The organism is Dolichospermum compactum NIES-806 (genome assembly GCF_002368115.1).
In the GTDB taxonomy this organism is placed as follows: Bacteria; Cyanobacteriota; Cyanobacteriia; order Cyanobacteriales; family Nostocaceae; genus Dolichospermum; species Dolichospermum compactum.
Genome location: NZ_AP018316.1, coordinates 2,882,544 through 2,896,553 on the forward strand (window position 1 = coordinate 2,882,544; position 14,010 = coordinate 2,896,553).

The 14,010-nt window shown below is 39.0% G+C and carries 12 protein-coding genes; 7 read left to right on the top strand and 5 right to left on the bottom strand.

Annotation, left to right across the window (positions count from 1 at the left end; all coding sequences use genetic code 11):
* Positions 1-387: 387 nt before the first annotated feature.
* Entirely contained in the window at positions 388-1,047 is a 660-nt protein-coding gene (locus CA730_RS13660) for a polysaccharide deacetylase family protein (protein ID WP_096668047.1), read from the bottom strand.
* A 102-nt stretch (positions 1,048-1,149) separates the two neighbouring features.
* Between CA730_RS13660 and CA730_RS13665 the strand changes: the two genes are divergently transcribed.
* Positions 1,150-1,992 carry an RnfABCDGE type electron transport complex subunit D gene (locus tag CA730_RS13665; RefSeq protein ID WP_096668049.1) on the top strand — a complete coding sequence of 281 codons (843 nt, stop codon included), beginning with the start codon at positions 1,150-1,152 and terminating at the stop codon, positions 1,990-1,992.
* 9 nt (positions 1,993-2,001) lie between these two features.
* Complete coding sequence (locus tag CA730_RS13670; RefSeq protein WP_096668051.1) at positions 2,002-3,375, top strand: DUF2330 domain-containing protein; 1,374 nt, start codon at positions 2,002-2,004, stop codon at positions 3,373-3,375.
* 195 nt (positions 3,376-3,570) lie between these two features.
* On the opposite strand, the gene CA730_RS13675 is transcribed toward CA730_RS13670, so the two are convergent.
* Entirely contained in the window at positions 3,571-4,584 is a 1,014-nt protein-coding gene (locus CA730_RS13675; protein ID WP_096665083.1) for an IS701 family transposase, read from the bottom strand.
* A 491-nt stretch (positions 4,585-5,075) separates the two neighbouring features.
* On the opposite strand from CA730_RS13675, the gene CA730_RS13680 reads away from it, so the two are divergent.
* A complete protein-coding gene (locus CA730_RS13680; protein ID WP_096668053.1) occupies positions 5,076-5,654 on the top strand; it encodes a protein kinase domain-containing protein in 579 nt (192 codons plus the stop codon).
* Positions 5,655-5,790: 136 nt separating this feature from the next.
* Here CA730_RS13680 and CA730_RS13685 read toward each other — a convergent pair whose 3' ends face one another.
* The 3 genes from CA730_RS13685 to CA730_RS13695 form a co-directional block, all read right to left on the bottom strand.
* Positions 5,791-6,921, bottom strand: coding sequence for a CO2 hydration protein (locus tag CA730_RS13685; RefSeq protein ID WP_096668055.1), 1,131 nt, complete (start codon positions 6,919-6,921; stop codon positions 5,791-5,793).
* Between the two features lie 77 nt (positions 6,922-6,998).
* The gene (locus tag CA730_RS13690) at positions 6,999-8,495 is read right to left on the bottom strand and encodes an NADH-quinone oxidoreductase subunit M (protein ID WP_096668057.1); all 1,497 of its coding nucleotides are present in this window, start codon (positions 8,493-8,495) and stop codon (positions 6,999-7,001) included.
* Between the two features lie 131 nt (positions 8,496-8,626).
* Entirely contained in the window at positions 8,627-10,483 is a 1,857-nt protein-coding gene (locus tag CA730_RS13695; protein ID WP_096668059.1) for an NAD(P)H-quinone oxidoreductase subunit F, read from the bottom strand.
* Positions 10,484-11,139: 656 nt separating this feature from the next.
* Here CA730_RS13695 and CA730_RS13700 point away from each other — a divergent pair.
* The 4 genes from CA730_RS13700 (at position 11,140) to CA730_RS13715 (ending at position 13,969) form a co-directional block, all read left to right on the top strand.
* Positions 11,140-11,448: a carbon dioxide-concentrating mechanism protein CcmK gene (locus CA730_RS13700; RefSeq protein WP_027401081.1), complete on the top strand. Its 309-nt coding sequence runs from the start codon at positions 11,140-11,142 to the stop codon at positions 11,446-11,448.
* 93 nt (positions 11,449-11,541) lie between these two features.
* Complete coding sequence (locus CA730_RS13705; protein ID WP_015080435.1) at positions 11,542-11,886, top strand: carbon dioxide-concentrating mechanism protein CcmK; 345 nt, start codon at positions 11,542-11,544, stop codon at positions 11,884-11,886.
* Positions 11,887-11,892: 6 nt separating this feature from the next.
* Positions 11,893-12,198, top strand: a complete 306-nt coding sequence (locus tag CA730_RS13710) for a EutN/CcmL family microcompartment protein (RefSeq protein WP_015080436.1) — start codon at positions 11,893-11,895, stop codon at positions 12,196-12,198.
* Between the two features lie 115 nt (positions 12,199-12,313).
* Positions 12,314-13,969: a ribulose bisphosphate carboxylase small subunit gene (locus CA730_RS13715; protein WP_096668061.1), complete on the top strand. Its 1,656-nt coding sequence runs from the start codon at positions 12,314-12,316 to the stop codon at positions 13,967-13,969.
* Positions 13,970-14,010 lie beyond the last annotated feature (41 nt).

Consider the following 14,010-nt stretch of genomic DNA (forward strand, 5'->3'; position numbering starts at 1 on the left):
ATATTCTGGAATACTTGAATTAGTAGAATTTCTGAAAATGTAGATGAATATAAAAAACATCCTGTATATCCTCAAATCCTGTGCATCCTGATTCTGACAAAATGCAATTTCTGAAAATGTCAGGACTTACGCAACTGGCACAAGCGATTCCTACGGAACGCTTCGCTATCGCCGAGAGACAGGGAAGCAATGAGTATTGAATAGTATATAAGTATTATTTACCCGGAACATCCAAAAAATTCAAAGCTAAAATTAAGAAGATTAAATGATGGGGTGATTTTTGGCAAGAGTTTATGAGAAAATTATAAGTCAGGGGGATAAAAATCAAGCACAATTTACTGTCTAATTATTTAATTCAGCAACTAAAACGTCCAGATGTTCAAATGTTTACCATAAACTATTAACAGTCACAAATTCATACCCTTGTTGTAATAATTGGGGAATCAAAATATTAATAATTTCTGCCACATCTTTACCGCCAAAATAGCCATCATGCAAGACAATTAATGAACCGTTTTTAACTTGTTTCATAACTCGATTTACCACAACATTGACACCAGGATGAACCCAATCTTCAGGAACTACACTCCACATCACTGGACGATAATTCCACTGTTGAAATAATTTTAATGTTTGAGGGGTGAAAAATCCGTTGGGAGGACGCACATCTCGTACTTGTTCGGGTGATAAATTACAAACATTGTAAATAGCGACTTGGGTTTTTTCTAAACTTTGTTTGAGTTGGTTTGGGGAAAGGAAGGGAAAAGAATCATGTTCATAACCATGTAATCCGATCCAGTGTCCTTGTGTGCTGACTGTTTTTGCAACTTCTGGAAACCGATTCACACAATTTCCTAACCAGAAAAAACTAGCGGTAATGTTGTAACGCTTTAAAACCGATAATACTTGGGGTGTGTATTGGGGATGAGGTCCATCATCAAAGGTAAGGGCGATAGTTTTCTTGTTGGAGTTTCCACACCATAGACAATGGGGAAAAGTGGGTTTAAGAAGCCGATAAACAAGGGGAAATAGGGGAGAAAATTCCATTGTTAAAAATAAATTTGTAACAAAAACTGTAACAACAGTCTAATTTATGATCACACTGGTTTAAATTGGTAAAAAATCTGCGGGTAATCCCGTCAGCGGAAAATGACGTTGTGCAAAGATATTCGAGATTATCAAATTCTGTTTTTGAGTTTATTCCTGATTTTGGGAATTGCGACGCGAGACTGGACATTACATCCAGAATTTGTGCTTGTGGCGATCGCCTCCTGCATCATAACTCAAATCATCTGCTCATTGCTCACTAAATCTGAAAATACAATTCAAACAATTAATATCCGTAGTCCCTTAATTACTTCTTTGGGACTGAGTTTATTACTACGCGCTGATCATTGGTCAACAATGGCTTTAGCTGGGTTTGCAGCCATAGCTAGTAAATTTATTTTCCAATTTGGGGAAAAGCATTTTTTCAACCCTGCTAATTTTGGCATTATTGCTGTGCTTACCCTCACTAATGACGCTTGGGTATCCCCAGGACAATGGGGGGAAGAATGGTGGTATGCGTTGTTATTTGTAGGGACTGGAGGCATGATTTTACAGCGCATTGGTCGCTGGGATACTACCGCCGCTTTTCTAGCTGCCTATTCCCTATTAGCAGCCATCAGAAATATGTGGTTAGGTTGGACTTGGGACGTTTATTTTCATCATTTAATTAGTGGATCTTTACTATTATTTTCTCTGTTTATGGTGACAGATCCGCGTTCAATTCCCAACGCCCCCATGAGTAGAATAATTTGGGCAATATCTATTGCTTTGTTAACATTTATTTTGCGGAACTTCTTCTTTATCTCCACCGCTGTTTTTTGGTCTTTATTTGCCCTCGCACCCTTAACTATTTTACTAGATAGATTCTGGGTGACACCGAGATTTTCTTGGTGGCAGCAACCAAAATTACCAGCAGCAAATAAGCAATTAACTATCATCAATTAAGGTATCAAAATGCAACTTTTACGCCTATTTATGCCCTTAATCTCTGCACTTTTAGCAGTGCTGTGTTTTGCGCCTACAGCTTGGGCTTTCTGTGGTTTTTATGTAGCTAAAGCTGATACAAAACTCTATAACCAAGCTTCTCAAGTCATACTTGCTAGAGATGGGAATCTTACCGTCTTAACAATGGCTAATGATTTTCAAGGAGATGTTAAAGATTTTGCTGTTGTTATTCCTGTTCCCACTGTTTTAAAAAAAGAACAAGTTCATGTAGCCGAACCAAAAATTATTGAACGATTAGATGCGTTCAGTGCGCCAAGATTAGTTGAATATTTTGATTCTGACCCCTGTGCAGTCATGGAAAAAATGGCGGATATGCCATCACCACAAGCAGCAGGAAGAATGAGTAGTGCAGAAAATAGCATGAGGAAAGATAGCAGTTTAGGCGTGACTGTTGAAGCCAAATTTAATGTTGGTGAATATGATATTGTCATCCTCAGTGCTAAGGAATCTGGTGGGCTAGAAATTTGGCTAAATCGCAATGGTTATAAAATTCCTAAAGGGGCAAAGGAATTACTAAAACCATACATTCGTTCTTCCATGAAATTCTTTGTTGCTAAAGTCAACTTAGATAAATTTGCCGAATCAGGTTATCAATTACTGCGTCCTTTACAAATTTCCTACGAATCACCCAAGTTCATGTTACCCATTCGTTTAGGAATGATTAATGCCACTAAAGAACAAGATTTAATTGTTTATATTCTCTCACCTCAAGGACAGGCAGAAATTACTAATTATCGCACTGTTAAAGTTCCTTCAGATGTGAATATTCCTATTTTTGTCAAAAATGAATTTGGTGATTTTTATAAATCCATGTTCCAAACTTCTTACACCAAAGAAGATAAGAAAGTCGGATTTTTAGAATATGCTTGGGATATGAGTAGTTGTGATCCTTGTTCGGCTGAACCACTCAATAATGAAGAATTAAAACAAGCGGGCGTGTTTTGGTTAGATAATAATAGTAGTGATAGACCAGTAGCTCCCAGTTTTCGTTCTCGTTTTCCTAGTAGTAGTGTTTTTATTACTCGCTTGCACGTTCGCTACACCAGAAATAAGTTTCCTGAAGATTTGATGTTTCAAGCAACTTCCCAACGGGATTCCTTTCAAGGACGTTATATTTTACAACACCCATTTACAGGTAATCTTCAATGTAGTGCGGGAAGACAATATAAAAGTTCATTAAATCAACGATTTGAAAAAGAAGCCCAAACCCTCGCTAGACTTACCAACTGGAATATTCAAAATATTCGCCAAAAAATGCAATTAACTGGAGGAAATATTTCCACTTCTTGGTGGGATAGATTGTTAGCTTGGTTTGGTCTGTAAATTTCTTGGATTTGCAAGGGTCAAATCCCCTACTTCTTAAAGAAGTCGGGGATATTAATTTAGGATCTTTTCTAAATAAAAGTCAATTTAACCTACAAACTTTTGGTTTTTGACTTCTATTAGGAGTTATTTTAATAGGACTTACGCAACTGGCACAAGCGATGGTGCGGCTACGCTGCACCGAGCGCCTAAAGACTAAACCATTGACATAGCAATATCTGGACGTTTTAGTTGTCCTATTAAATAATTAGAAAGCAAATTATGCTTAATTTGATAAATAGTTTGACCTGTGTTGTAAGCTAAGTTTTTTAGTCTTAGCCAAACCAACATAGCACAAGCTATATGATTTCTTTGAAGACGACCTTTGCGACACTGACATGATTCAATGCCAGTTAATTGTTTTATCTCCCTGTGAAACTCTTCTATTTTCCAACGGATTTTACACACCTGTTGTGTAACATCCATAGAACTTTGAGATATATCATTAGTTGCGATATAGTCCGTTCTATCGGTAGAGATAGTAACCCGGAATAGCTTCACTTTTTTCTCGGAGGGGAATGCTTTTATCTTGATAATTTTACCACATTCTAACTCATCTTCACTCCATGACAATGATTCAATATTTTTATATTTTTCTTTGCCAAAACTATCATCAACCAAACGATTAATCTTTAAAGGACAATAATAAACTTTATCTAGACTATCAATATAAAGCATTAAATTGTTAACTGCATACCAAGTATCCATTAAAACTGTATCAAATGGCAGAACCTTTTGATATACAAGCCCTTGCAACATATTTTTCACATGGTCAACTTTACTTAAACCATCATTGTCAGGGTTAAAAATACGATAATCTATTACCCAAAATTTGAGAGTTTTAGGATTAACATATATACAATTGACTATTCCAATTCCTTTGACGATGCCATGCTCATTTCCACTATATTGCCTTCGCACTATTTCAATCTTTTCTGAAAATCTTTTGTTTAAAACTGTGTCATCAAATATAATATAAGCATTCTCGTCCCGGACAATTATATCTTTCACATTATCCCAAAGTAACCGAGGAGTCAATTTCTCATTTTTTAAATAATAATTAATTTTATCGTGACTAATATTGTCTAAATGTTCTGCTAGATTAGTCATTGTGTAGTTGATTTGACTGCTAAGTAAATACTGGCAGTAATTAAGTTTAGTAAATTTCATCGTTAATTAATTTCTTAATGCACCCTATCATCATTCTCTCATAAAATTAATACCCGTCATTTATTTAATCTATTACTATTAACAATTCTCAATCAGTCTGATTCAATAACATCTTCATTATTGCAGTACACATATACTAATAATTAGCGATCGCTGTGCCAGTTGCGTAAGTCCTGTTTAATTTAGATAATATCAAACCCTTGGATTTTTCTCAAGACTATCACAACATAACCCTCTCACAAGTCAAGACCCTTGAAAATACGTTGACTCATTCGCAGGTATTCTCAATAATTTTGGGTGAAAATGCCAGGTTAAACTTTTTTGAGAAAATGGGGTTAAGAATTATTAAGGTAGTGATGCTAAAACGTTAAGATGTAAAGGGTGAGAGGAAGAAAAACAAGAAATATGAGCTAATTTGTGGTCTAATTGCGTAATTAGCGAGTATATTCTTGTATATATTCTAAATCTCAACGTATCTACCACAACCTAACATGACTCAGATATGTTGTCTAAATGCAGACTGTCATAATCCACCCATACCAGATACGACAAAGTTCTGTCCTAACAGCGGTGTTCCTTTGGTTATTCTCAGAAACCGTTATCGTCCTGTTAAACCTTTGGGTGGTGGTGGTTTTGGGAAGACTTATTTAGCTGAAGATGTTGATAAATTAAATGAGAAGTGTGTTATTAAACAATTTGCACCTCAAACTCAAAGTACCTATGCCTTAAAAACAGCCAAGGAGTTATTTGAACAAGAAGCGAACCAACTAAAAGACCTCAAACATCCCCAAATTCCCCAATTACAAGCTTATTTTGATGAGGATGATTGTTTATATTTAATTCAAGATTTTATTGAAGGTGAAAATTTATTAATTGAGTTAGCGAATCAAGGAAATTTTAACGAACAAAAAATTCGGGATTTGTTACTTGATTTATTACCAGTTTTACAAATAGTCCATAGTAAAAATAGGAAAATCTCTGTAAAACCTCTTACCTTCGTTTCTTCGTACCTTCGTGGTTCATTCTTCCATGACTTGTGCGTAACCAACCATCATCAAATAACATCCTGAAAATCCTCAAATCCTGGACATCCTGATTCTGACCAAAAAATCCTTCAAGAATAACCAACCATCATCAAATAACATCCTGAAAATCCTCAAATCCTGGACATCCTGATTCTGACCAAAAATCTTCCAAGAGTTTTACCTATTTATTCACTTCTAATAACTGAGAATTCTCTAATCTTGACATCCACTTTTCTAAATAAACTTGATTATGTTTTTGTGCCGATGGATCTTGACTATCTAGAGGATAAGGTAAAAGTCCTAAAATTGCGGCACTAGTTACACAAAACATAGACTTTTGGAAACTCATACAAATTTGTACCCGCAAATCATCTTCACTTCTGAGACTGCGACGATAAATATTATGTAAGTATTCTGGCAAATAATGGCGCATATCCTGCATTAACAAAGTGGGAGGAATACCTGCACTACCAATAGGTAAAGGATCTGCGTATAATGCACCATATTGGAACCGAGATTGATCTGGGGGAACTTGATACGCTTGGGCGTTTAAGGAAACTGTTCCTAAAAATGGTGTACCTCTGAAAAATACTGCTTCTACATAGGGAATTGCGGTATCTGCAAGGAAGGTTAAACCAACTGATTGAGGAATAAGATCATATACTTTATCGCCAATTTTGACACTATATGTAATTGGTTTCATGGCATCTGCAACTAAAGCCAATTTAATATGTTCTACAACTTGGGGAATTGATTTAATTTCACCGTTGTCATAGCGATCTGATAACCTCAGAAACATATCCGCCATGACTCGCCAAAATTGACCTAACCCAGTGTAATAAGCAGAGACTCGTAACTGTTCTATTAAAAATTCGGGAAACAGTTCATTTATTCCCCAAATTAGGGGATTATATTTAAATTTAGCAGCAATAACAGCTTTAGCTCTATCGTGAAATTCTTGAGTATCTAAGTATGCGTCTAAACCGCCGCCACCATGCCACATCATGGTTTTCATGCAATATTCAGCATATTCAAAATTAATCCGATCATGCCATAAATGGCGGAATAATTTAGGAACAGAAATATCGCCATCAAAATACTTAAAGAAGGGAAAAAATATGAGAAATTGATGTTCAGCAATGTAAATAAGATTTTTAGAATAGGCATCTAAAACTACACCATAACTTTTGAGAATACCGACAACTTCTAAAACGTTTTCGGGACTATCTTTCAGTAATGCTTCGCCAGTTTGTAAGCGGTGAATATATTCAGCTAGGGGGTTGTAAGTGGGGTTATTTTGAGTTGTTATCATGTCAATTCTCCTGAAATGCAAATGTCTGAACTATGATTTTTGGGATTTTTTTGATGGCTATGATGAGCTTGTTTTGGTTAAGAATCCAATAGTTCCCGATTTGCTACTAGATGATGATGATTAGTTTTTACCATTGTGGTAATTGTGGCTTGGGTATAATGGACTAACCAATTGGGTTGAATACCAAAAATAACGATAGTTACGGCTAAAATGATGGCAGGGATGCGATCGCTCCAATACACACGAGGTAAGTTAGTAACTGCTGCTGATAACCGTCCAAAAAAGGCACGATTTAAGAGAATTAGGAAGTAAACCGCAGTTAAACCATTTCCGAGCATGGCTAATAATGTTTGTAACGGAAAAACGGCAAAACTGCCCCGAAAAACAATAAATTCGGAAATAAATCCCACCATTCCCGGTACACCAGCACTAGCCATAACGGCAAAAATCATTAAGCTACCAATCACTGGTAAACCTCGTTCTGGGTTAAGTAGTCCCCGAATGACATTTAAATCCCGACTACCAGCTTTTTTATAGACAACTCCCACCAACAGAAATAACATGGCGGATATTAACCCATGACTAATCATTTGCATAACTGCACCCAAGACGCTGAGGGGTGTGGATGCGGCGGCTGCTAATAAGACATAGCCCATGTGACCGATGGAACTATAGGCTACCATTTTTTTCATGTCCGTTTGGGCGATCGCACAAGATGCCCCAAACAAAACACTAACTACTGCCCATGTGGCTAACCAAGGCGCTGCATAAGCCCAAGCATCTGGTAACAAGTTCATCCCAAATCGCAGTAAGCCATAAGTCCCTAATTTTAATAATATCCCAGCTAACAACACAGATATTGGTGTAGAGGCTTCAACGTGGGCATCTGGTAGCCAAGTATGGAAGGGAACGAGGGGAATTTTAATCCCAAAACCTACCAAAATTCCGACAAGCAGTAAAATTTGCGTTGCTAAGGGTAGAGATTGGGCATTTAATGTTGCTAGTCCAAAACTGGGAGAACCACTCAACCACACCATCCCCAGGAAACTGGCTAAAATGACGATTCCTGAAAAAGCTGTATAAATCAGAAATTTGGTGGCTGCATAACCTCGTTTTTCACCCCCCCAAATCGCAATTAGCAGATATAGAGGTATTAATTCCAATTCATAAAACAGGAAGAATAATAATAAATCCTGTGCTAAAAATGCCCCAGTTACTCCAGCACTTAAGAGCAAAATGAGAGAGTAATAAAATCTTGGACGTTGTTGGGATTCATCGCTACTATAAATAGCAATGCAAGTTAATAGTCCATTGAGAATTAGCAACGGTAGAGATAAACCATCTATACCCAGATTGTAATTTAAGCCAATAGCATCTACCCAAGGTAATGATTCAGCAAACTGTTGACCAATTTCTCCGGGATTAAACTGAATTCCCAGAAAAATACTCCATAAGAAAATAATTACGCTAAAAACGAAAGCTATGATTCGCGCTAATTTACCAGAGATGGTAAAAGGATAGAAACCAATAAAAGCTGCACCAATTAACGGCAGTAAAATCAATGTACTGAGCATGAAAGTTAGGGAATAGAGGGTAGGGGAGGTAGGGGGCAGGGAGCAGGGAGCAGGGAGAAGGGGGCAGGGAGGAAGAATTTTCCTATTACCTATTACCTATTACCAATCACCCATTACCCATTACCCATTACCTAAAAAGGTAATTTAGTGAATAAACCCAAGGACAAACTAATGAGGAAACCAAGGAGGCTAATAACAACCAAGATTGTCAACATATAGCCTTGAGATTGACCAGAAATGCTGTATTTTAAACTTTGTCCGCTAAAAATCGCCGCAAAGCCGACTAAGTTCACTAGACCATCTACCAAAAAGCGATCGCTCCACGCGGATATCCGAGATAACAGCGCCACAGCACTTACAATCGTTAAACGATAAATGCGGTCTATGTAAAAATCATAGCCTAATAAGTCTTGGATAACTCTCCAAACCAAAATTCTCGATCTTGACCAAGCCTTGTGCAGATAAATTGTTGCGCCAATAGTCACCCCAGCAATGGTAGAAGCTACTAAAGATCCGACTACATACCAATCTAGGCTTTCCCAGCTAGGTAATAAATACCATTGTTGTAGCATTAGGGGTAACAATAGCGTCAGGATAGTTAAAGTCACCATTGGTAATGCCATTGGCCAACCAACTTCCGGTGCGCGGCGGGTTTTTGGTTGTGGTCGTCCCCAAAATACTAATCGGAATACCCTAGTTAAATTCAAAGCCGTTAAGCCATTAACTAAGATTAAAACTACAATTACCCAAGGGCTAATCTTTACTAAGCCATCAGCCCATGCTATCATTGCCCAAAAACTGCCCAAGGGTAGTAGTGTTACCATACCTGCTGAACCGACTATAAAAGCTGTGGTAGTAGCTGGCATTTTTGACCACAAACCCCCCATTTCCGTTAAGTCTTGGGTTTGGGTAGTGTAGATAACTGAACCGGAACTCATGAATAATAAGGCTTTGGCAATGGCATGACTCAGAAGTAACATTAACGCTACTCCACCTTGTTCCAAGCCTACCGCCAAAAATACCAATCCCATGTAAGCGCTGGTGGAATGGGAGAGCGATCGCTTAATATCAATTTGGGCTAGAGATACCAATGTCGCCCCCACTGCTGTCATTACCCCCACAACCACCAAAGTATTTAAGGCAATAGGGGACAAGGATAATAATGGTTGGACTTTGTAGAGGAAATAAGCGCCCCCACCTACCACCAACGAATTTCGCATTACCGAAGCTGGGTTAGGTCCCTCCATCGCCTCATCTAACCACAAATGCAGGGGAAATTGAGCGCACTTACCAGCAGGCCCGGCAATTAAACCCAAACAGAGTAAAGTTGCTGTTACAGGGTTTAAATCAGCCGTTTGCGCCCACTCATACAAATCCGAAAAGTTTAAGCTACCTGCCAAAGTAGAAAGAGTCACCACAGCCATTAACAGCAACAAATCTCCTACCCGCTTCGTTAAAAAGGCATCTCGCGCCGCCGTCACTACCAACGGTTGAGCATACCAAAATCCCACCAGTAAATAAGTCGAAAGGGTGAGAACTTCCAGCAACGCATAGCTAAGAAACAAAGAATCACTAATTGCTAGACCACTCAGAGCAGCCTCAAAAAATCCGACTAGACCAAAAAATCTGGCTAAAGACCAATCTTTTTCCATGTAGCCTAGTGCGTAAATTTGCGCCAATAGACTTAATCCAGTAATTAAAACTGTCGCCCCAACACTGACTACAGAAATTTCTAAAGCAAAAGATAATTGAAAATCAGCAGCCTGAAACCAAGTAATTACTAAATTCTCCTGTTCTCGATTCCAGATATCTTTAAATACTAATAAACTATGGACAAAACCTAAGATGGTAGTCAATAAGTTCAAGTAAGCCGCAGGTCTAGGTCCCGTACGCTGGATGATTCCTATACTCCAAGGCAATGTTAAAATTGCCCCTAGTAAACTATAAAGAGGCACGAACCAACTCGTTAAAAATAGAAACTCATTCATCTAATATTTTCCTTGACAACTCAGTTCCGATTCTCTTAAACAGCCTTTAAATAATCATTTGCTCAAAAAACAATATCTTTGAGAAAATCTATGTTTTCTTAACTTTTTTTAGCTCAATATGCCTAAGCACATTTACTTTAGATTAGCCTATTGTCGAGCCATTAAATATAATTTAACATTTTAGATATTCTAATAATTTTTGAACAACATTTTTTATTTTTCTGCTTTTTTTAAATTTGTTTTTTAAGTACGTTGGTAAAATTTGCAGATTTTTACCCACTATTTATGGCAATAGCGAACCACAGGAAAGATATAGCCAGTAGCCAGTCCATCCCATATATAGCACTCACCAATCCTTCTCATCAAAGAATTAGCTTAGACTATGAACTATAGTAATTCTCAAAGTGATAAAGAAATTATAAAGCATAAGTTGTCACTCTAGGGATCAGTGAATTTTAATCTCATAAAAGACCGTATGAACTTTTGTTAACTTTTTTTAATATATTTTATTACAAACTATTATAGTAATTTATGTTGCCAGGGATGCCAAGGTTTCCTATGCTTAAATGTGGCGGTATTTTCGGATCAGGATGAGCATCCCCGTCCAAAATTTCCACCCACAGTTCTAATTCGATTAAATTTTGAGGAGTTCTGCGATGCCAATTGCAGTTGGAATGATTGAAACTAAAGGCTTTCCCGCAGTAGTAGAAGCTGCTGACGCAATGGTGAAGGCTGCCCGTGTGACTTTAGTAGGATATGAAAAAATTGGTAGCGCTCGCGTTACAGTTATTGTGAGAGGAGATGTTTCTGAAGTTCAAGCTTCAGTAGCAGCCGGCATTGAAGCAGCTAAAAGAGTCAACGGTGGTGAAGTGGTATCTACCCACATCATTGCCCGTCCTCATGAAAACCTAGAATATGTCTTGCCAATTCGTTATACAGAAGCTGTAGAACAGTTCCGTGCTTAGTCTAATTACTGTTTAAACGAAAAACATTAACAGGGCTGCTTGCTTGAGTTTAAATCTGGTACAAGTAAAAATTTAATTTAAGGACAAAAACAAATGTCAATTGCAGTAGGAATGGTAGAGACTCTAGGCTTTCCAGCCGTAGTAGAAGCTGCTGATGCGATGGTAAAAGCTGCTCGTGTTACCTTAGTCGGGTATGAAAAAATTGGTAGTGGTCGGGTAACAGTTATCGTGCGTGGTGACGTTTCCGAAGTTCAAGCTTCCGTAGGTGCTGGCGTAGAATCAGTTAAGCGCGTCAACGGTGGACAAGTCCTATCCACCCACATCATTGCCCGTCCCCACGAAAACTTGGAATATGTCCTCCCCATTCGTTATACCGAAGATGTAGAACAATTCCGGGAAGGTGTTAACACAATCCGTCCTTTCGGTAGAAGACCATAATTAATAATGCAAATTGCCAGAGTTCGTGGCACAGTAACTAGCACCCAAAAAGATCCCAGTCTGCGGGGTGTGAAGCTACTAATGTTGCAATTAATAGATGAAAATGGCAATCTCCTGCCAGTATACGAGGTAGCCGCCGATAACAGTGTAGGGGCAGGAGTGGATGAGTGGGTACTTGTCAGTCGTGGCAGTGCTGCTCGTCAATTATCAGGTAATGAACAACGACCGTTAGACGCAGCAGTAGTGGCAATTATAGACACCATTTACGTTGAAGATCGTGTAATTTACAGCAAAAAAGACCAGTATAGATAGTCAGGGAAGAGGTGACAGGTGATAGGGAACAGAGAAAAAGTAAAAACTGACAACTGACAACTGACAACTGACAACTGACCACTGACAAAAAGCTTATTTCAGGAGGAATCTCGCAATGGTAGTCCGCAGCACGGCGGCACCCCCAACCCCATGGTCAAGGAGTTTAGCAGAACCAAAAATCCATGAAACTGCGTTTGTACACTCTTCTTGTAACCTCATTGGTGATGTCAATATAGGTGCAAATGTAATTGTTGCGCCGGGGACTGCGATTAGAGCAGATGAAGGTACACCTTTTAGTGTTGGTGAAAATACCAATATTCAAGATGGTGTCGTCATTCATGGGTTAGAGCAAGGCAGAGTCATTGGTGACGATGGCAAGGAATACTCAGTATGGGTTGGAAAAAGTGCCTCTATTACCCACATGGCACTGATTCATGGACCTGCTTACGTTGGCGATAGTTGTTTTATAGGCTTTCGTTCTACGGTATTTAATGCCAAGGTGGGTGCAGGCTGCATTGTGATGATGCACGCCCTAATTCAAGATGTGGAAATTCCACCGGGTAAATACGTAGCTTCTGGATCAATAATTACGACCCAGCAGCAAGCGGATAGATTGCCTGATGTACAAGCACAGGATCAAGAATTTGCTCACCATGTAGTAGGGATTAATCAGGCTTTACGGGCTGGTTATCACTGTGCTGCGGATAGCAAGTGTATTGCGCCCATTCGGGATGAACTTAATCTTCCTGGTGCTAAATCTTATACAAGTATTGAAGTTGAAGAGTTAGAAAGGAGTAGTGACGTGGTGAGCTATAGCTTGGGTGCAGAAACAGTAGATCAATTACGTTATCTACTAGAACAAGGATTTAAAATTGGGACAGAACACGTAGACCAAAGACGTTTCCGTACAGGTTCTTGGCAAAGTTGTCAAGCAATTGAAACTCGGTCTTTAGGTGAAGCTGTTGCGGCTGTAGAGTCTTGTTTGAGAGACCACAGCGGCGAATATGTGCGTCTATTTGGTATTGATAATAACAGAAGACGGGTATTAGAAACAATCGTTCAACGTCCTGAAGGTGTTGTTGCTGGTACATCTAGCTTTAAAGCCCCTGCCGCTGCATCTGCTGGTAGTTACAACGGTAATGGCAACGGTAATGCTGTTGGTAGTGCCAAACTGAGTGCGGAAACTGTAGATCAAATCCGACAACTTTTGGCTGGTGGTTTCAAAATTGGGACAGAACACGTAGATGAGCGTCGCTTCCGTACAGGTTCTTGGAACAGTTGTGAACCAATTCAATCTAATTCGGCTCAAGCAGTTGTAGCTGCTTTGGAAGAATGTATTGAAACACATCAAGGTGAATATGTACGTTTGATTGGGATTGATGCCAAAGCTAAACGCCGTGTATTGGAAGCAATTATCCAAAGACCAAACGGACAAGTAGCATCTTCTGGTAGCACAAAATCATTTACCAGTACAAGTTCTGCCACTGCAACGGCGACAGCTACTAGCACCCGGTTAACTGCGGAAATAGTAGGTCAATTGCGCCAACTATTGTCCAGTGGGGCAAAAATTGCGGTGGAACACGTAGATCAACGCCGTTTCCGCACAGGTACTTGGACAGTTGCCGGTCAAATTCAGGCTACATCTGAAAGAGAAGCGATCGCTGCTTTAGAAGGATACATCTCTGAATACCCAGGGGAATATGTGCGTTTAGTTGGGACTGACCCCAAAGCGAAACGCCGCGTATTAGAAGCAATTATCCAACGTCCATAGAGGCAGGGAGCAGGGAGCAGGGAGCAGGGGGAAAATTTTTC

Bases quoted from the DNA above. Each gene is read 5' to 3' on its own strand.
- CA730_RS13680 (WP_096668053.1), top strand. From the start codon at position 5,076: ATGACTCAGATATGTTGTCTAAATGCAGACTGTCATAATCCACCCATA.
- CA730_RS13700 (WP_027401081.1), top strand. From the start codon at position 11,140: ATGCCAATTGCAGTTGGAATGATTGAAACTAAAGGCTTTCCCGCAGTA.
- CA730_RS13715 (WP_096668061.1), top strand. From the start codon at position 12,314: ATGGTAGTCCGCAGCACGGCGGCACCCCCAACCCCATGGTCAAGGAGT.
- CA730_RS13685 (WP_096668055.1), bottom strand. From the start codon at position 6,921: ATGATAACAACTCAAAATAACCCCACTTACAACCCCCTAGCTGAATAT.
- CA730_RS13670 (WP_096668051.1), top strand. From the start codon at position 2,002: ATGCAACTTTTACGCCTATTTATGCCCTTAATCTCTGCACTTTTAGCA.
- CA730_RS13665 (WP_096668049.1), top strand. From the start codon at position 1,150: ATGACGTTGTGCAAAGATATTCGAGATTATCAAATTCTGTTTTTGAGT.
- CA730_RS13695 (WP_096668059.1), bottom strand. From the start codon at position 10,483: ATGAATGAGTTTCTATTTTTAACGAGTTGGTTCGTGCCTCTTTATAGT.
- CA730_RS13690 (WP_096668057.1), bottom strand. From the start codon at position 8,495: ATGCTCAGTACATTGATTTTACTGCCGTTAATTGGTGCAGCTTTTATT.
- CA730_RS13705 (WP_015080435.1), top strand. From the start codon at position 11,542: ATGTCAATTGCAGTAGGAATGGTAGAGACTCTAGGCTTTCCAGCCGTA.
- CA730_RS13660 (WP_096668047.1), bottom strand. From the start codon at position 1,047: ATGGAATTTTCTCCCCTATTTCCCCTTGTTTATCGGCTTCTTAAACCC.
- CA730_RS13675 (WP_096665083.1), bottom strand. From the start codon at position 4,584: ATGAAATTTACTAAACTTAATTACTGCCAGTATTTACTTAGCAGTCAA.
- CA730_RS13710 (WP_015080436.1), top strand. From the start codon at position 11,893: ATGCAAATTGCCAGAGTTCGTGGCACAGTAACTAGCACCCAAAAAGAT.